18 protein-coding genes and 1 pseudogene are annotated in these 19,078 nt (G+C 48.7%); 14 read left to right on the top strand and 5 right to left on the bottom strand.

The features are described from left to right. Positions 1–55 precede the first annotated feature (55 nt). From KTJ90_RS11285 to KTJ90_RS11270, 4 genes are read right to left on the bottom strand one after another with little or no spacing between them, the layout of a single operon-like run. Positions 56–388, bottom strand: coding sequence for a hypothetical protein (locus tag KTJ90_RS11285; protein ID WP_499024608.1), 333 nt, complete (start codon positions 386–388; stop codon positions 56–58). Between the two features lie 39 nt (positions 389–427). Then, the gene (locus KTJ90_RS11280; protein WP_499024607.1) at positions 428–640 is read right to left on the bottom strand and encodes a DNA translocase FtsK; all 213 of its coding nucleotides are present in this window, start codon (positions 638–640) and stop codon (positions 428–430) included. Further along, the gene (locus KTJ90_RS11275) at positions 637–996 is read right to left on the bottom strand and encodes an acyl-CoA dehydrogenase (protein ID WP_499024605.1); all 360 of its coding nucleotides are present in this window, start codon (positions 994–996) and stop codon (positions 637–639) included. Before KTJ90_RS11275 ends, KTJ90_RS11280 begins: the two co-directional genes overlap by 4 nt. Positions 997–1,008: 12 nt before the next feature. After that, the gene (locus KTJ90_RS11270) at positions 1,009–1,536 is read right to left on the bottom strand and encodes a hypothetical protein (protein WP_499024603.1); all 528 of its coding nucleotides are present in this window, start codon (positions 1,534–1,536) and stop codon (positions 1,009–1,011) included. A gap of 190 nt (positions 1,537–1,726) precedes the next feature. Here KTJ90_RS11270 and KTJ90_RS11265 point away from each other — a divergent pair, with 190 nt between their 5' ends. The 5 genes from KTJ90_RS11265 (at position 1,727) to KTJ90_RS11245 (ending at position 4,752) form a co-directional block, all read left to right on the top strand. Continuing rightward, a complete protein-coding gene (locus tag KTJ90_RS11265; protein ID WP_499024600.1) occupies positions 1,727–2,101 on the top strand; it encodes a helix-turn-helix domain-containing protein in 375 nt (124 codons plus the stop codon). 231 nt (positions 2,102–2,332) lie between these two features. Further along, the gene (locus tag KTJ90_RS11260) at positions 2,333–2,752 is read left to right on the top strand and encodes a DUF2787 family protein (protein WP_499024599.1); all 420 of its coding nucleotides are present in this window, start codon (positions 2,333–2,335) and stop codon (positions 2,750–2,752) included. A 123-nt stretch (positions 2,753–2,875) separates the two neighbouring features. Next, positions 2,876–3,337, top strand: a complete 462-nt coding sequence (locus KTJ90_RS11255; RefSeq protein ID WP_499026511.1) for a hypothetical protein — start codon at positions 2,876–2,878, stop codon at positions 3,335–3,337. A gap of 1 nt (position 3,338) precedes the next feature. Then, positions 3,339–3,791 carry a Mov34/MPN/PAD-1 family protein gene (gene radC, locus KTJ90_RS11250; RefSeq protein ID WP_499024596.1) on the top strand — a complete coding sequence of 151 codons (453 nt, stop codon included), beginning with the start codon at positions 3,339–3,341 and terminating at the stop codon, positions 3,789–3,791. 46 nt (positions 3,792–3,837) lie between these two features. Further along, positions 3,838–4,752, top strand: coding sequence for a tyrosine-type recombinase/integrase (locus KTJ90_RS11245; protein WP_499024594.1), 915 nt, complete (start codon positions 3,838–3,840; stop codon positions 4,750–4,752). A 6-nt stretch (positions 4,753–4,758) separates the two neighbouring features. Here the strand turns inward: KTJ90_RS11245 and KTJ90_RS11240 are convergent, their stop codons facing one another. Then, on the bottom strand, positions 4,759–5,265 hold the full coding sequence (locus tag KTJ90_RS11240) for a hypothetical protein (RefSeq protein WP_499024592.1): 507 nt from the start codon (positions 5,263–5,265) through the stop codon (positions 4,759–4,761). A gap of 234 nt (positions 5,266–5,499) precedes the next feature. Between KTJ90_RS11240 and KTJ90_RS11235 the strand changes: the two genes are divergently transcribed. From KTJ90_RS11235 to KTJ90_RS11195, 9 genes and pseudogenes are all read left to right on the top strand, one after another. Beyond that, positions 5,500–5,739, top strand: coding sequence for a helix-turn-helix transcriptional regulator (locus KTJ90_RS11235; RefSeq protein WP_499024590.1), 240 nt, complete (start codon positions 5,500–5,502; stop codon positions 5,737–5,739). Between the two features lie 337 nt (positions 5,740–6,076). After that, the gene (locus KTJ90_RS11230; RefSeq protein ID WP_499024588.1) at positions 6,077–7,276 is read left to right on the top strand and encodes a hypothetical protein; all 1,200 of its coding nucleotides are present in this window, start codon (positions 6,077–6,079) and stop codon (positions 7,274–7,276) included. A gap of 265 nt (positions 7,277–7,541) precedes the next feature. Further along, on the top strand, positions 7,542–8,387 hold the full coding sequence (locus KTJ90_RS11225) for a hypothetical protein (RefSeq protein ID WP_499024586.1): 846 nt from the start codon (positions 7,542–7,544) through the stop codon (positions 8,385–8,387). Positions 8,388–8,690: 303 nt separating this feature from the next. Next, a pseudogene (locus KTJ90_RS11220) lies at positions 8,691–9,080 on the top strand (integrase core domain-containing protein); the annotation flags it as partial. A gap of 265 nt (positions 9,081–9,345) precedes the next feature. Continuing rightward, positions 9,346–10,221: a helix-turn-helix transcriptional regulator gene (locus KTJ90_RS11215; RefSeq protein ID WP_499024584.1), complete on the top strand. Its 876-nt coding sequence runs from the start codon at positions 9,346–9,348 to the stop codon at positions 10,219–10,221. Next, positions 10,212–13,490 (top strand): helicase-related protein, encoded by a 3,279-nt coding sequence (locus KTJ90_RS11210; RefSeq protein ID WP_499024581.1) that lies wholly within the window; start codon positions 10,212–10,214, stop codon positions 13,488–13,490. Before KTJ90_RS11215 ends, KTJ90_RS11210 begins: the two co-directional genes overlap by 10 nt. Continuing rightward, positions 13,487–14,188: a DUF4391 domain-containing protein gene (locus tag KTJ90_RS11205; RefSeq protein ID WP_499024580.1), complete on the top strand. Its 702-nt coding sequence runs from the start codon at positions 13,487–13,489 to the stop codon at positions 14,186–14,188. The genes KTJ90_RS11210 and KTJ90_RS11205 overlap by 4 nt, the downstream gene beginning before the upstream one ends. Continuing rightward, positions 14,185–16,887 carry an ATP-binding domain-containing protein gene (locus KTJ90_RS11200; protein WP_499024577.1) on the top strand — a complete coding sequence of 901 codons (2,703 nt, stop codon included), beginning with the start codon at positions 14,185–14,187 and terminating at the stop codon, positions 16,885–16,887. Before KTJ90_RS11205 ends, KTJ90_RS11200 begins: the two co-directional genes overlap by 4 nt. 75 nt (positions 16,888–16,962) lie before the next feature. Next, positions 16,963–19,068, top strand: a complete 2,106-nt coding sequence (locus KTJ90_RS11195; RefSeq protein WP_499024576.1) for a site-specific DNA-methyltransferase — start codon at positions 16,963–16,965, stop codon at positions 19,066–19,068. The last annotated feature ends 10 nt before the right edge of the window (positions 19,069–19,078 follow it).

Raw genomic sequence — 19,078 nt, 5'->3', positions numbered from 1 at the left:
ATTACGTTTGTGCTGTTAAGGCGTGCGAATTGAATTTGGTAAAAGGGGGCAGAAACTACAAACCATAAACATTAATATAGAAGTGACCTTTACCTTCGTCAGTCTTTTGAATTCGATAAGTGATGGGGATGTCTTGCTTTAAATTAGGATTAGCGAATGTCAGATCAGCTGCACACTGATACACATCTAACTTTGAATCGTGATTCAGTGTTCTGACGTTATTGACGGAAATTGATACGTCCGCATCCAGTTTTAGTGATTTTTCGATCTCCTTACGGGAGATATCAATAACTAAGTTCTTTGCATCGGTACTGCTGCACTTAGGTGTGTCTTCGTTGCACCCAGAGAGAATAAAAGCAATAATTAAAGTAATGAAGATTTTTAACATGTGGTTTTCTCGTGTAATTTTTTAATCAAAGTTTCTATTTTATTTTCTGATTTTATCAAGAATGTTTGCGGCCCGATTGTAACCTATTCGAAAATGATGCTGTACAGTACTTACCTTGACGACTTTTAACCCCTCATTAATAATTAACTCAAGAGTCTGTTCATGCAGTAGGTCGTTGGGGGCATCATTTTCGTTCTTGATTATTTCATTAATGTTAATTGTATCAGGGGATATATTCTGGCTGTCTTTCATTTTGGTTTATACACTCCATCCATAGTGCCTGTCGCTGAACTCCCGCAGTAATCCTCGCACCCTTTAGTCATAACTGTCGCTCCTCCCGTCGATAATTCACTGATAACAGCTACACACTGGCTTGACGAATCGTTCCAAAGCCAGCGTTTTCTCTGCCCCGTGCTAGCTGAAATTGCACTTGCATTCCCTTCCATGTTGCATACACCTGAGCCATCCGATGTTGATGAGTTAATTGAAAACTCGGCTGACGCTTTATGATTCGTTATTTCCAGATATCCGTTCTTTTTAACGTATTCCGCAGCGTTAACCAGTGTAGATGTGCTCAATAGCAGGGTGGCTAAAATGACTCTTTTCATTGTTTTTCCTTGTCAATTAATACGAATATTTTTGGTGATTTTACCGAATGTCAGCGGTCTGCGTTTTTCTACATAAAAATAGGCGACATTAAATGCTGACTTTTTGTGATTGCCACGACCGAGAGAAGGCCAGTCGCGAAAAGCCTCAATCTGAGCTTCCGAGTAGGGTGTGATAGAGAAGTCGAACAGGACAAGCAGGGCTTTGCCGTCGTGCTTCATTAATTTCTTCACCTCAGTGCTATTGACGGTTGCGGAGACATTGGAACGAGCTGCTGTTGGCTTACGGACGGCAAACTCAACTGCCACATCGTCAATGACAAAATCAATGAAACCATGACCGGATACCGATCCTGGTAGTTTACTTTTTACTTCCGGCGAGACGTTATCCGCAAACCAGCCCAGTAAATAGCAACGTACTAATGGCAGTAGTTCACGCTCGCTACATTCATTCAGACGCAATGTTTTGACAAATTCGCGCCGGTAAAGGGAGCTGAAAAAGTATTCAAAGCAGTCTGTTATTTCACTAATGCTGGTTGCCACAATGCTCTCCCTAACCAGCCACCTATCAACACGTGGGGTGACAAGCCGCGTTTAAGACCTTATTAACCAATTTTCTTTCTGTAACAGGTCTATAAATGGAATTTATAGTGATTTTATGTCCATTAGTGATGTTCATGCAAGAGTAAAAAGGCCCCAGACTTCCTTTTATGGACGTTCTGGAGATTATGTAATGGTTAAGCTCGTGGCAGACTCAGCGGATAAGCTGGTAGGACAGCGTATTCAGGCAAGGCGTAAGGAGGTAGGATTAACCGCAGCTGAGCTGGCGGAGTCTATAGATATTTCGCAGCAACAACTTTCTCGCTATGAGCGCGGGACAAATAAGATCAATATTGCTCATTTGATCACAATTGCGGTTGCTTTAAAGACACCGATAAGTTGGTTCTTTATTGACTGTATGGATGATTTCAACTTTGATGACATGCAACCTAATTATGTGACAGGCCACGATATGGAACTAAAGCAACGACTCGATCAAGTTTGGATGAGACTCGATCATGATAAAAAGAAAAGTTTGATTTTATTCCTTGATGAATTCACAAAGTAAAATTAGTTCCCAAGTGAAACTATTTGCTCTTGATGTATATTCCTGGTAAAATGTCATTACTGGATAGTGTAATATTACTCAGTCACTGATACACCAAACTAATAACTAATGTGTCCCTTCATTCTATATCCCTTCTGTCGGGAGGACGCTTATCATTTAAGCGTTCAAAATGGGGGTAGTGAATTGCAATATAGTTATTAACCCAATATATATTTACCGGAATCAACACGCATGAATATTATCCGTCAGGAAGGGCTTTCTCTGCCCGTAAGTCAGGATTTAATTAATGTTATATTTTATGAAATATCCAAGAGGCCACCCGCCAGTCCCAATGTTCGGGCAGTCACTTTATTATTCAAAGATGTTAATTACAGTGCTGAAAGCGGTGGTTACCATCCTGTAGAGATAAGACTGACGTCCAGAAACGATGAATGGTATTTCGATTACATCACCGACTTAAAATATATGGGGCTATACCCTGAGCTTGAAAAAGATATTGATTTTAGCTGGAGCCAGCGTTATGTATTCCAGTCTTTTGTTGGTGATTTACATCCAGGAGAAGGGCGCGACATTTTTGAGCTATGGCAGCGTAACTTTGTCCACTATCACTTTCTGAAGGTCTACTCTCTCACCCTCAGTTGGGAAAGCTAATCCCACCACACTGATTAATCATTAAATACAACGGAGACATTATCTGTGACTGCAAACAGAGGGATACGTGCGTCTCAACAGGGAGAACTAGACAGTCTTTGCGGCGCTTATTGCTTGGTTAATATGCTGAGCTGGTTATACGACGGGAAGGTTAAGCGACGCCCACTAATGAATCGGCTTACTCAGGCTTATCAGCAGCGTTGGCCTTTAAATGAATGGCTAACCAAAGGAATTGAGGAAGATCGCCTCGACTGGCTGATGTCTCAGGTTTTGCAGAAAGGCCATTACAGCCGTCAGTTCCCGGTTGAAATAACCAAACCCTTTGCTGGAAAGAAGGGGCTGGCAGACGGACGACTTTTCAGGGAAATGCAGCGTTTTCTGGACGTCACTGACCATTCGCGCCTCATCCTTCTCAGCGATCAGTTTCACTGGTCACTTCTGGTCAAAATGGGCGAGGAAACTCTCTGGTTCTTCGACAGTAACGGGCGCACCACTATGCCACGTAAAGCCTTCTCACTGCGCACTGGTCTGACTCGCCGCCAGCTATTTGCAGATGCTATCTATTTTATTGAACGGGAGTTCTGACATGACGATGTTTACCACTCGTGAAAGCCGCATCCTTGATCAGGCGTGCCAAATTATCAGCAGGTATTATCAGCATGGCTTTCAGTTATCGTGTCCTGATGATGTCAGACGGTGCGTAATGGTTGAGTTGGCACCGCTTGAACATGAAGAGTTTGGCATCATCCTACTCAATAACCAGAATCAGCTATTACATCGGGAAACTTTGTTCAGGGGCACATTGAATACGGTCAGCGTTCACCCCCGCGAAGTGATCAAGCTTGTGCTGAAACACAACGCCGCTGCCGCTATTCTCGTTCACAACCACCCCAGCGGCGAGCCAGAACCCAGCCGAAGTGATATCAATTTGACTAAAAAGCTAAAGGGGCTGCTGGAGATGCTGGACGTGCGGTTGTTAGATCACTTTATCGTTGCTGGCGCTGAAACAGTATCGATGGCTGAACGAGGGCTTGTCTGATGCGAGCAGTTACTTGGTTTAATGTACGTTATCACGGGTTGTACGCATGAGCGGGGCTGCGTTGCGTCAGATCGTGCCGGTGGTGCAAACATCCGTGTTTGACGCGTATATCAACGGTCTGGCACCATCGGGGCGTCGAGGTATAACCAGCTTGTTAAACCGCAGCGCCAGCATACTTAAGCGCGGCGCGGATGCAGATAACTACCTATGGGAGCAACTTAACTTCGCCGCTGTCGCCAAAGTGCGCGCGGCGTTGCTGGATGACGGTTACGCCGTATCGTCGGTCAACATGGCGTTATCAGCGCTGAGGGGCGTGGCGCAGACGGCCTTTAACCTCAATTGTATGAATGCCGAAACGCTGGCACGTATACGGTCAGTTAAGCGCGTGAGCGGCGATATCCAACGTAAGGGAAGAGCGTTAGACAAGCAGGAAATACGGGCACTGATTCAGGCAGCAAAACAGCACCCGCAACCGGTACGGCGATGCCGTGATGTCGCAATTATGTTGACGCTCTGTGGAACGGGCTTGCGGGCTGGGGAACTAGTCAAACTTGAACGCCGGGACTATGGCAACAGCATCCTGAGGGTGAGGCAAGGGAAGGGGCGAAAATACCGTGAAATTCATGTGGCGGATGCAGTGGACAAGGCCATCCGCGCATGGTTGAAAGTCAGCGCAAACGAAGCCGACAGTGCACTGTTCAGCCGAATTCAGCGAGTCAGTCAGCCGCTGACAACAACCGGGTTAACGGGCATCTTGGTTGAGTTACAGCACACATCTGGCATTACGCGGTTTACCCCACATGATATGAGGCGAACCTTCATCACTCGTTTGCTGGAGCAGGGTGTGGATATCAACACCGTACGCCAACTGGCAGGCCACAGCGACATATCTACCACGACGCGTTATGACTATCGTGGGGATAATATTAAAGTGAAAGCCAGCAAAAACCTAATGTTCTAAATGCAGTCAATTTTTATTGACTCTATCAGTTATTTTTTCTAATAAATTAATTATTTTAGTTCCTTCCAGTATTTTATCTATGTCACCTTTTTTCCAATTTTGTTCCTCATCGGTGTCTCTATCATCCATCTTTGCAATAATATTAGGCCTTCTTTTTTCTTTTTTTATCATGTTGTCTAAAATTTCTTCGTTCTTCTTTCCACTTAGATTCTGATGATGTACATCCTTAAAGATACCGATGATTTCCTTCTGTTCGGGGCAGACTGGTACAAAGATACGAGTAATATAATGATATTCAATCAATCGACTAATGACATCACTAAATTTTCGACCGGTACCTGATTGACGTGTGGCCATGTCTTCGTGACCATACATTACACATATTTCTCTCAATCTGTTTTTTACGTCATTTTTCATATTTATTGAGAATGCGTTTCCAAGTTCTTTTTTCATGTCTTCTCTACTACTGGTAGAACGCTGTTTAGCAGCTTGTTTTACAGAAACATTATTCACAACAACCTCTCCCAAGTATGTCATTTTGATTGCAACCGTTGCATTTTTAAAAATCTATTTAACTAGCCTATGCAACAGTTGCAAAAAAAGCAACTGTTGCATAGGCAAAAAACGACTCGACTAGCCGAAACAACAAGTGCAGTGAAGCAACAGTTGCATTTCACATGGCTTGGAGTTGCAACTGTTGCAAACACACCATTTAGCCCATTGCGGCAATTGAATTGGTGAAAATCGATGGTTGTAAAAGCCTGTTCGCATCAGCCGATGCGTAACCGAAACAGGTGTAGCATGACAACAATTCGTATCATCAAAGTCCCGGAAGTTCTTGAACGTTGTGCTTTGAGCAGGGCGACACTTTATCGTTTACTGGAGCGTAACGAATTCCCCCGGCAAGTTCGCATAAGTATCCGTTCGATAGGTTTCTACGAACATGAAGTTAACCAATGGCTGGTTGAGCGCACACGTGTCAAGTAATTGGCGCGTATAACATCAGTCAAGTTACACAGCTCAGTGCAACTTCAGAACTAACTTCATCTCCAGATAGATGCGTAAGGTACTAGTTATAGTCGCCAGCTAATCGGATTGGTATGTCTCATATGCGTAATAGTGTGGATGCGCGTAGGTGAATGTAGAACTCGCTGCATTTAAAACGTTGAGGGTATAACAGTGAGTATCTACTCTGGTTGAGTGACTACAGAAAATATGACTGTATCCCTATCTCATAAATTTTATGTGATTAAGTTGAACCTATTATCTACTCGATAAACAGGTTAGAAGCTGCGCTGAGCATTAGACTCAAATCGGAGTTTATATGCTTAATGTTAAGAATATTAAAATGAGTAAAGGGATACCCGTTGGTCAAACTTATGGTCGTTATCCTATGACTATGTATTGTGATTGGCTAACACTTATCTCTGATTATGAAAGTGATAAAAAAAAGGAGATTTTCGAACTTGGTTTGCTGCTTCTGGGAGATAAATTAAAGGGGGAGTATAAGGTTACGCGCAGGAATATGGATAAGCGGAGTGGAAAGAAACCTCCGTATAAGAATGGTCTGCACATTTCTGAATGTGGTACTGATTCGCCTAAATTGTTATCAATCTATACATCTCCACGCTTCAAAAAGGTTGGAGGAATCAGTATTCAGATTCATCCTCAACGTACTACAGGACAGGGGATGGATTCTCTGTTGAATAAGTTGAATGATGCACTCGATGGACTGCTATTACCAATATTGTCCCGGTCTTGGGTTACACGCGTGGACATTGCGCTGGATATCTATGGGTGCAAGCTGGATGACTATTACTGGTGGCTAAGCTGGGCTAAGGCTTATGAAGATTTCTGTGAGCCATATGGGTTGCCCGGACTGCAGATAGGCAAGAAATCAGCGTTAAGCGTAAATATCTACGAGAAAGTAGACGCTAGCGATTTCAAGATCCAAGGGTTAAAACGTGCCCTTTTCCATGTGTTCGACAAAGATCATCGCGGCAAAGACAGGTATCGCAAAGAGCGCTTGATAGACCTTAAAAAGGAGCAGTGCCCGGGACTACTGCGTGTTGAGTTTCGCGTTCAGGAAAAGAAGAACGCATACGGTAAATACTCTAAAGCGGGGAAGGTCGTCATGCTAAGTAAGCTGAAAAGCATGAAGAATCCACTCCACCGCCTTAAGGTGTATGAACGTGCACTAATGTCTGACATGTACAACGAGTGGTACAAAGTTGGGCGACCTGACACTAACAGTAGCAAGGGGCTTGTTAATCTCCTTAGTCGTGATACTGGAGGGCGTTTAAGCCGCGCCGCTGAACGCATTTTTGAGCGTCGTGAAGTTGAGTTGTTCAATGCAAATGAAGTGTGGAGCAGTTGGTCCACTTGTGTTGATGCTATGGGAGAAGTATTGGCTGGTCTTACTGGAAAGAACCCCGCAAGTGATGAGGTAAAATCACAATCCAAGATTGAGCGGAAAATACGAAGGTTATCTGGCGATCGTTCCCGGCGTACTCGTAGGCACTAGCTAGCAATTATGGCGGTCAAATGACCGCCATCTACTAATAATTAGCTATTAGCACGTTTGGCTTTAGTGGTAGCTATGAGCGATCTGCGGACACTACTAACAGTGCTTTGTGTCAATTAACCAGCAGCATGTCAGCAGATTAGCAATATTAATGGAAATGTATAATTTTCTTGACTAAAGTAACGTATATTAAATTCTATTTTTAGTAGTAATGGTCGGTCAAATTAATATTCAGCATTCTCTAACTATTTTAGATGGGGGGGTTATGAGCAAGGAATCAACTACAAAAGAAACAATCGTATGGTGGGAAAAAACAGTCGAATACAAATTTGTTGCAGACTGTCTCGAAAAAAAGATTATTGAAAGTATAGCTCCGTTAAGCGGTTTTCAGGAGCAAGCTGGAGATATAATAACAGTCATAAGGGATGCTTATAAAAACTTCAAGTTCTATATCATAGAGTTTAAAAAAGACCTTGGTGATGATGGGTTTAACAGAGAGGTTAAAAAGAAATTCAAGGGGGAAATAGATGGGTATAATGCTGCCAAGAGTTGTTTCACAGATGAAAAAAACAATCCAATAGTTACTGGGCATTACTTTATTGGGGCGAAATATGAAAATGATTTTTTTCAATTGGTTGTTAGGGATTACTTCGCACATGATAGAAGCCAGAGTACGACGCTAGAAGAAGCGCTATCTTCTAAAGCCGGCATGACAGATGATCAATTTGCACTTTATGTGGGGCGATTCGCATCCCATAAAAAAACACAAAAATGCCATCATTGTTCAGACTCAGATGAGGGTGGTCATAATAATCCGAATATGGATAATCCTGATCCTGGTGGAAAGGCAATAACAGCGCACGATTTAAGTGTAGTAGTTGCAATAAACCCTGATAATAAAAAATGCATAACCTTTCCATTGCATTTGGTGCATCTGACTGATGGAATGGGAGGGACACCTGAGATAAGTATCTCTCCAGATTTCGGAGGCGGTGGTCGTGATGGAGTTTCAGTAAATCATGAGGTTTTTTTCAAACATATTAGATACGAGGATAATGAAAAAGGTCAGCTTTCACATCCAGACGGTATGAAAGAAGAAATATTATGTTAATTCATGATGTAGCCCAATGCTAAAACATTATCGCGAATTTTAGCCCCCTCTGGCTCCCCAGCCCGAATGTGCTAACCGGCATGCCGGTTAGCACCGCCGAACCGCTAGGGGGAGGCCGTTTCTGGCCTTGCGGCTGGGGTCTGAGGGCGATGACAAAAAAACTTCATAAATGCTGTTAATTAGATACAGCCTTATTTAGGCTTAAATGGTCTGGATAACTGAACCGAGCGTACGCCTCTTAACTTAAGCACGTCTTCAAGCCGCTTTATTACGTGTAATAAATGCGAAAATGCAGGGGGCCGAGTAGGTCAGAACCTTCGCTCTTCAGAAGTGGCTGAGATGCTGAATATCATCGCGTTGATACGTCCGTTACCGCAACTCCTGAAAACAGATAATGGCTCTGAATTTGCGGGAAAAATGCTGGATAAGTGGGTGTACGAACGTGATATCCGGATTGACTTCTCACGGCCAGGTACGCCCACGGATAATGCCACGGCGGAATCATTCAACGGCAGGTTGCGTCAGGAGTGCCTGAACGAGAACTGGTTTATGTCTATGGAGGATGCCCGGTGCAAAATCGAGGCTTGGAGCATACACTATAACCAGATTCGTCCCCATTCTGCGCTGGGGTGGATGACCCCATCCGAATTCGCCGAAAAATCTGCCGGTTGCCAGAATAAGCAACCAACCTGAAGCCGGTTATTCCTGATTATACATGGATCATATTCGGGACTAGGGTCAGGATGGCATCAATTTAACAGTATAAACACATCAGCCAATATGATGGCAGTCTATGTTTGAGACATCATTTCTTGCTGTTACATTAGTTTTAATGCAAGATTGTCATCAAATTGATGACAATCAGAGCGCTTTATGGATTACCTTATTCAATTTTCATTGCTCCCCATAGTGATGATTCATGCCTAGTTCCCCTTCTAAGCGGCTTGAGGATTTGAGTATGGTTCAGCGCGAGCGGCTGGCCTACATCGATTTTCGGCTCTACTTTTTCGGTGAGATTGGTCGTCCAGATCTTATTGAGCGCTTCGTTGTGGCTCCGGCAGGGGCAACACGCGATCTGGCTTTGTACCGAGAAATCGTGCCGCATAACATCACCTTCGATGGTAGCAACAAGATCTATCGCATTGGGCAGGCATTCTCCCCGTTGTTCGAGCACGCATCCCAGCGCGTTCTGTCGGCGTTGGCTCTCGGCTTTGGCGATGGCGTGAGCGTACTAAGGCAGGCGCTATTACCATGCGAATCTCCCGCAGCCCTGAGCATCCCCAAGATGGATGTATTAGCCTCGATTTGCCGAGCTATTCACGCCAACCGACCTGTTGCCATCCGCTACCACTCGATGAGCAGCGGCGAGTCCGAGCGGGTCATTGTACCCTTTGCCTTGGTAGATACCGGCCTGCATTGGCACGTCCGGGCCTTTGATCGCAAGCGTGGGGAGTTTCGGGATTTCGTCGTCACCCGCATCGAAGCACCAACATTGCTCGACGAGGAGCCACAGGCCAACGAACTACCGGATAATGACATTCAGTGGACGCGCATAGTCGAGCTGGATTTCGTGCCGCACCCGCGCGTTGAGCGACCTGAGATTATCAAGATGGACTACGGGATGACCGATGGATCGATCAGGATGCGCGTTCGCGCGGCGGTGGTGGGCTATATGTTGCTACAATGGCGAGTAGACTGCTCACCCGATCACTGCCTTCGTGGACCGGAGTACCGATTATGGCTCAAAGATCATCTTGCGATTTACGGCGTGGAAAATGCCTTGCTGGCACCAGGCTATAGAACCACTGAAAAGGCTGACTCTGGATGGAACTGATCGATAATATCAATCGTTTGCTCGGAGACGACCTAAAGCAGACGCTCAAACCTGGCGCTCGCCTGAAGATCGCCGCCTCCTGCTTTTCGATGTACGCGTTCGAAGCGCTCAAAGCAGAGCTGGAAAAAATCGAAGAGCTGCAATTCATCTTTACCTCGCCGACGTTCACCGCTAACGAGGTTGCCGATAAGATTCGTAAGGAACGCAAAGAATTTCACATACCGAAGGCCGACCGCGAACGGAGTCTGTACGGGAGTGAGTTCGAAATTCAGCTACGCAATAAACTGACCCAGCGCGCAATTGCAAAAGAGTGCGCGGACTGGATGCGGCGCAAGGCAACATTCAAGTCCAATCGCAGTAAGGCACCGATGCAGCAGTTTGCTTGTGTTCATGCTGCTGCCGCAGATACTGCCTACATGCCACTGCACGGCTTTACCGCCGTCGACCTCGGCTACCAGCAGGGCAACGCTATCTCTAACCTCGTCAACAAGATGGACGAGTCGACGTTTACGGCGACCTACCTCAGTCTGTTTAACCAGATCTGGCAAGACCCCGAGAAGCTGGAGGATGTAACGGCGCAGATCTGCGACCACATTTCGTCCGTCTACCAAGAAAACTCGCCCGAGAGCATCTACTTCCTTATGCTCTACAATATCTTCAATGAGTTTCTGGACGACATCAACGAGGATGTCCTGCCGAACGACCGCACGGGCTATCAAGACACGCTCATCTGGAACAAACTCTTCAATTACCAGAAAGATGCTGCCACCGGGATCATCAACAAACTTGAGAGCTACAACGGCTGCATCCTGGCCGACAGCGTGGGGTTGGGCAAGACTTTCACCGCGCTGGCCGTGATAAAGTATTACGAACTGCGCAACAAATCAGCGCTGGTGTTATGCCCCAAGAAGCTGGCGGACAACTGGCTTAACTACAGTCGCAACCTCAGGACCAACATATTTGCTCGCGACCGGTTCAACTACGACGTGCTTTGTCATACCGACCTCAGCCGCACGAGCGGTGAGTCGTTCGGCACACCGCTGAATCGCATCAACTGGGGCAATTACGACCTCGTCGTCATCGACGAGTCGCACAACTTCCGCAACAATGACGTCTACAAGGACAAGGAAACCCGCTACCAGAAGCTGATGAACAAAGTCATCAAACAGGGCGTGAAAACCAAGGTGCTAATGCTTTCGGCCACCCCTGTGAACAACCGCTTCAATGACCTACGCAACCAACTGGCACTGGCCTACGAAGGCGATTCCGAAAACCTCAGCAAGAAGCTGCGTACCGGTAAGACGGTAGAGGAGATTTTCCGTGGTGCCCAGGCCAGCTTCAATGCATGGGCAAAGCTTCCATCGGAAGAGCGCACAGCGCGGGCTATCCTGGATTCGTTGGACTTCGACTTCTTCGAATTGCTCGACAGCGTCACCATCGCACGTTCGCGCAAGCATATTCAGACCTTTTACGACACCAAGGAAATCGGCCAATTCCCAGAGCGCCGCAAGCCCTTGTCGTTCCACAGTCCGCTCACGCAGCGAACGGATGTGATGAGCTTCAACGAGATCTTCGGGCAGTTGTCGTTGCTCAGGCTCGCCGTTTACGCCCCGATCAGCTACATCCTGCCCAGTCGGCTGAATAAGTACGAGGAGATGTATGACACTCAGGTCGCAGGCAAAGGCAAGCTAAAGCAAGTTGACCGCGAAAAGAGCCTGCAGGCATTGATGACGACCAACTTGCTTAAGCGCCTGGAAAGCTCGATTGAGTCCTTCCGCTTGACGCTCCAGTCCTTGCGCGCGAACCACACGAATACGCTGGCCAAGATCCGCTCTTTCAATGAGACTAGCGACCTCAGTGGCATTGACAGCAGAATCAATGACCTCACCGACCAGTTAGAAAACCTCGACGCGGACGATGACCTGGCCAGCATCGGTGACAGCGAGATCGGTGGCAAGGTCAAAATCAGCCTCGCCGATATGGACTTGCCTTCTTGGGAGCACGAACTGAAGGTCGATCTGGAAATCATTGATGCCTTACTGACGTCGATGAACAAGATCACGGTTGCCGATGATGCCAAACTACAGCATCTCAAAGCACTGGTTCTGGAAAAGGTGGCAGCACCGCTGAATCCTGGCAACAAGAAGGTGCTGATTTTCACCGCCTTCGCCGACACCGCTGACTATCTATATGCCTATTTGGCTCCGGAATTGCTGGCCACACAAACCTTGCACAGTGCCAAAGTCACCGGCAAAGGGGCGCCAAAGAGCACGCTCAAGAAGAGCTATGACTTCCAGGAACTGCTCACCCTCTTCTCGCCGCACTCGAAGGAGAAATCCATCGTGCTGCCAAATGAGGCGGCAGAGATAGACTTGTTGATCGGCACCGATTGTATCTCTGAAGGCCAGAACCTACAGGACTGCGACTACCTCATCAACTACGACATCCACTGGAATCCTGTGCGTATCATCCAGCGCTTCGGTCGTGTGGATCGTATCGGTTCACCCAACAGCAGCATCCAACTGGTTAACTACTGGCCAGACATCTCTCTCGACGAATACATCAACCTGAAGGAACGGGTTGAGAGCCGGATGATGATTGCTGATGTCACAGCCACCGGTGACGACAACGTACTGAGTGCCCAAGCCAACGACGTGTCTTATCGCAAAGAGCAATTGCGACGTCTGCAAGAGGAAGTGATTGAGCTGGAAGATTTGAAAACCGGAGTGTCGATCACTGATCTCGGACTCAATGACTTCCGAATGGACTTGCTCAACTATGTGAAGGCCAATGGCGAATTGAGCAACGTGCCAAGTGGGATGCACGCCGTAGTGCCTGCCAAGCCGGAGATGGGCTTACGCCCGGGTGTGATCTTCACGCTATGCAACCGGAATCCAAGCGTCAACGTCAGTCAGCACAACCGCCTGCACCCTTATTACCTCGTCTACATTAATCGCGAGGGGGAAGTCATTCACGATCACACCGAAGTCAAACGTTTGCTGGATCTGGTTCGCACCTGCTGTAAGGGACAAGCCCAGCCTATTACAGATGCCTGTTTCTTGTTCAATAAGGAAACGGCCGATGGCCGCAAGATGCAGATGTATTCGGACCTGCTTGGCCAGGCCATCCGCTCAATGGTCGAGGTGAAGGAAGAGAAGGATCTGGACAGCCTCTTCTGCAGCGGAAAGACCACCGCGTTGGTCAATACTATCGTCGGACTGGACGACTTCGAACTAATTACCTTCCTCGTGATTCAGGAGGCCGGATGAGTCAGTCTGTGCGATTTGAGTCGAATACCGCGTTCATCAACTATCCGAAGCAGGCTGTCTTTGGTCGTACCCTGCCAAAGAATAAGATCTACGAACACAGCGGCGCCAATACAAGGCTGAAGGACTTGTTCGTCGAGCAGGTGGATCAGATTGTCTGGCAATACAAGTTGGCTCCGGAAACGATCAACCTGCTCGCTAGGCCAGCAGTTCCAGAACTTCAGATTTTTTCGATCCAGCTCAAGACATCGGAGCTGAATCTGGACGTTTTGCGTTGCATAGATGGCGCTGTGCAGTTTCCCATAATCTTCGAGCTGAGCTTTGATGGCCGAACAAAGGTGATCGCTGCTTACAAACGACCGAATGAGTCAGACGCCAGCCGTTGGGTCTTGAGTGACTACTTTGCGACAGCCTGGTTGCCGAGTGACTGTGAGCGCGCTGCAATGCCCCTGGCACTCGAATTGGGAGGCTTGTATGAGCAGGTGCTTCACCGCCTAATCCCAACGCCCCCGCGCCTACAAGAAAATCTCGCTGACTTGGTCTCACGCGCCGAATTGGTTGCAGCCAAGCAGCGTGAGGTTGAGAAAGTAGCCAGCAGACTTGCCAAAGAAAAACAATTCAATCGCAAAGTAGAGATCAATGCCCACTTGCGACAGCTTAAAAACGAACTTGAAGAATTGACAGAGAGAGAGAGTGCATGACGCAGAGCTTGAATGACGAGTCAAGGACGCACATTGAGGAGCTCGCTGGTGAAGCTTTGACGCAACTCGAAAGCATCGCTGAAACCGCCAAGGGCAAGTTGCACGATAGGCGGACATTGGGCTCAGAAGCGTTGGCAAGTATCAATACGATGACGTCTAGCTCGGCTATTCAGAACTTAGGTCAGATTAGCCGAGTGAATAGAGAGAGCTATCAGACCTTGGCATCTGAGCCAGCCATTGCTCGTGTCGTTGCTGAGGACGACACAGGAAATCGACAGACGTTCTATATCTGTCGGGCAATTCCTTTAACTGGATTTATCAATCACACTAGTTATCTAACAGAAAAAGGACGACTTGCATCCCTACCTGTTGGAGCAGAGCTGGAGCTCAAAGACGGCAGTTATTTAACCGTCATTGAGCGAGCACATCTACACCCCAATGCGCTTGCCGATGGGTGGGACTCTCGGGACACCGTCGTTGAAGCCGAGCATTTCGGACCGTTCACCATTGAGTCGCTGCGTGCGCTGCTGACTGAGGTTGCGGGGGAGGGCGTCACCGAAGACATTATTGGCCAATTGCTGGCCGAGGAGGCAGTCAAGGCCAACATCATCGACGGCGTTCGCCGCAGCGTCATCACCAAGATGGGACTGCGTGATCAGCCTATCCTCGATCAATATCAAGATGAGATTTTCCGTCGTCCTATTGACAATCGTCTTTTGATCCTGGGTCCGCCGGGTACTGGCAAGACGACCACTCTGATCCGCCGCCTTGGCCAAAAACTCGATACCGCCTTCCTAGAAGAAGGCGAACAACGTCTGGTTGAAACAATCGCCTCAGCCCAAGGCATTGCGCACGCCAACAGCTGGTTGATGTTCACACCCACGGAATTGCTAAAGCAGTACCTCAAGGAGGCATTCGCGCGTGAAGGTGTTCCCGCCTCGGATCTGCGTATCAGAACATGGCAAGACTATCGACGCGAGCTGGCCCGAAACGTATTCGGCGTTCTCAGAAGGGCTTCCGGTGGCGGTACATTTGTTCTGAAAGACGGACTGACCAGCATGACCGATGCCGCACTAGAGTGCCCAATCCAATGGTTCGACGATTTCGATGAATGGCAGCGCAAGGCCTATGTGCAGGAGCTGCGTGAAGCCGCAACCCAGCTCCACGATGCCAAAAAGACCGACGTCTTAAGTCTCGGCGCACGTCTGCAAGACATCTTGTCGCGGGCGGCCGATGGCGCACTGGTGGCGATGTTTGGCTCGCTGTCGGTGGAGGTTGCCAAAGTGCAGGCACTCGTCAGTAGCATGAAAGAAGGATCGGACGCCAAGATCAAAGACGCACTCAACCTGCAGCTCAAACGCAACCGAGATTTTCTGGATGAGTTGGCCCACGTGATCGACAACCCGCAACAAGCGCATGCGACTGATGCAGACGACCTGGATGATCCGGATGCCGATGAAGAAGAAGACGCCACAGCACCCCGCACAGGCCGTGCCGCTGCGCTCAATGCCTTCATGCAAGCAGTGCGCGCCCATGCCCGGGCTGCAGCATCCAAGCGCACTGTCAGCAAAACCTCTCGCAATGGCAAAATCATCGAGTGGTTAGGGGAGCGTGGTCTGACAGAAGCGGATCGCGTTGAGGTAGGTGCAAGCCTGCTGGTGCAGGCCAGTGCACGCCGCTTCGTTAATCCGGTCAAACGCTACCTCGAGGGCATCCCGAAGCGCTACCGTGCTTTCAGGCGCGAACGCCAACCGGCAAACACCTGGTATCTCCGCGAAGGCTTTGAGGCGCGCGACATCCACCCCCTAGAGTTGGACATCGTACTGCTTGCGATCTTGCGCGCCGCAGGCGATCTGCTCAGTCGGCCCAACGTGCAGCGCGACATTGATAGCCCCGCTTGGTCATCGCTCCAGCCCATTCTGGGGCATTACTGCAACCAGATTCTAGTGGATGAAGCCACCGACTTCTCGCCCATTCAGCTTGCGAGCATGGCGGCGCTGGCGCATCCACGACTGCGCTCATTCTTTGCCTGTGGTGACTTTAATCAGCGCCTGACCACCTGGGGCGCACGCTCTGTCGACGATTTGAATTGGGTCTTTGCGGATTTCGACATCAAGGAGATCACGGTCTCCTATCGGCAGAGCAAGCAACTGAACGATCTGGCTCGCGACATGATCCGCGCCGTCGGTGGCCCCGAGCAAAACGCTAGCTTGCCTGCACATATGAACAGCATGGGCTTTGCGCCAGCCTTGCTAGAGCACGCGACCAAAACAGAAACCATTGTCGGTTGGCTGGCGGATCGCATTCGCGAGATTGAGCGCTTTGTCGGCCAGTTGCCATCCACCGCCATTTTTGTGAACACCGAGGATGACGTTGCTTCGCTGGCCGAAGCACTCAACACAGCATTGGCGGAGCACAACATTCAGGTCATTGCCTGCCGAGAAGGCCAGACAGTGGGGCAGGAAAGCAACGTGCGCGTGTTCGACATCCAGCACATCAAAGGGCTGGAGTTCGAGGCGGTGTTCTTTGTCAGCATTGACCAGCTCGCCACGCTGCATCCGGCGCTATTCGACAAATACCTGTACGTCGGCACTACCCGGGCGGCCACCTACCTGGGCGTGACCTGCCAGGGTAGCTTGCCATTGGCCATCGAAAGTCTGCGCCCGCACTTTTGCCAGGACTGGCAACAAGGCGGCTGAACCTACAAATACGAATTCGAATTGAGAGCCGCTATGCCTTTTCAATAAAAAGCATAGCGACCAGAGGAAAAGAACATGGAAAAGCTAAAAATGCATTCACCCAATCTCACGCAGGACAACATTGCCCGTATTCGCGATCTGTTTCCGGGCTGCGTTACTGAAGCCAAGGGCGAAGGCGGCAGCGTGAAGCTGGCGGTGGATTTTGACCAATTGCGGCAGGAACTGGACGATTCGATTGTGGAAGGTCCACAGGAACGCTACCACCTGAACTGGCCGGGCAAGCGTGAAGCCTTGCTTACGGCTAACGCGCCGATTGCCAAAACGCTGCGCCCTTGCCGGGAGGAGAGCGTGGATTTCGATACCACGAAGAACCTATTCATCGAAGGCGATAACCTTGAAGCGTTAAAGCTGATGCAGGAAAACTACCTCGGGAAAGTCAAGCTGATCTACATAGATCCTCCCTACAACACAGGGAAAGACTTCATCTACCACGACAACTTTACGGCATCCAAAGAAGCATTTGAGATAGTTAGTGGCGAGCGTAATGAAGAAGGTGGTCGACTCGTCAGCAACCCGGAAACGCGTGGTCGGTTTCATACTGACTGGCTGAATATGATCTATCCGCGCTTGACGCTGGCCAAGAGGCTGTTAAGCGACGATGGGCTCATTCTGATTAGCATTGATGACGCTGAGCAGGCTTCATTGCGCCGCGTCTGCGATCAGGTATTTGGCGAGCAAAACTTTATTTCCCAACTCGTGTGGGAAAAGGGCCGTAAAAACGACGCAAAGTATTTTTCCGTTGGGCATGAATACATGCTCATCTACGCCAAGGACTTGGTGTTACTCCGAGAGCGCGGTGAGGTCTGGCGGGAAGAAAAACCTGGTGCACGGGAAATTTGGGCTGAATTTCTGCGGCTCCAGAGCATTCATGGCGAAGATTATGTCGCGATGGAAGCAGCAATAAGCAAGTGGTATTCGGACCTGCCCAAAGGTCACCCATCAAAAAAATGGGCGCGTTATAAACGCGTGGATAAGAATGGCCCATGGCGTGACCGTGATATTTCTTGGCCAGGTGGTGATGGCCCGCGTTATGACGTTATTCACCCAGAAACCAAGCAGCCATGTGTGGTGCCGGAAGCCGGATGGAGATATTCATCTCCTGATGAAATGCAACGCCAGATCAAGCTTGGGCTTGTTGAGTTTCGCAAAGATCACTCAGAACCACCATTTCGTAAGGCGCACATTCGTCCCATTCCTGATGAGGCGGTTGAAGATCAAGTTGATGGCGATGATGAAAGCGGCGATGAAGAGGCCGATGCTGAACTTGCAACTCAGGTGCGCGGCTCGTACTTCTACAAGCAGTCCCAAGTGGCTGTGAAATACCTGCGCAAGCTAATGGGAGCAAAAGTATTCAGTAACCCGAAAGATCATGACGAGCTTGCTCGTCTGATTGAATACATGACGCCGCGTAACCGGGAAGCCATCATTATGGATTTCTTTGCTGGTTCGGGAACAACAGCAGAAGCTGTGTTGAGGGCTAATGCTGCCTATGGCACCAACCACCGTTTCATTGTCGTGCAGCTACCGGAAAGTCTTGAAGATGCCTTGACCTCAACAACAGGAACGGCAAAAAAGACTGTTCAAGCGGCAATTAATCTCCTGAAAAAGAGTAGTCGTCCGTTGTTGCTTTCGGAGGTAACAAAAGAGCGCATTCGTAGGGCCGGTGAAGCCACATTGAAGGAAGACACACACGAGGAATGGAAGAAAGATATTGGCTTCCGTGTCCTCAAAATCGACACCTCCAACATGGCCGACGTCTATTACACACCCGACGCGCTGGACGAGACTAACCTTGACCTGTTCGTGGACAACATCAAGCCTGACCGCACGCCTGAGGATCTGCTGTTCCAGGTAATGCTAGATTGGGGCGTCGATCTGGTCCTGCCAATCGCCAAGCAGTCCATCCAAGGTAAGGACGTGTTCTTTGTCGATGGCAATGTGCTGGCAGCCTGCTTCGACACCAGCGGCAGCATCGACGAAGCCTTTGTGAAGGAACTGGCCAAGCATCAGCCTCTGCGTGTGGTGTTCCGCGACGCGGGGTACAAGAACAGCGCGGTCAAGATCAACGTCGAGCAGATTTTCAAGCTCTTGTCGCCCGTCACCGAAGTGAAATGCATCTGAGGGGCATGTG

It is taken from the genome of Pantoea jilinensis, from assembly GCF_019104105.1.
GTDB lineage: Bacteria > Pseudomonadota > Gammaproteobacteria > Enterobacterales > Enterobacteriaceae > Pantoea > Pantoea eucalypti.
The sequence above is the reverse complement of the archived record's forward strand: the minus strand, read 5'-3'. Positions and strand labels throughout refer to the sequence as shown.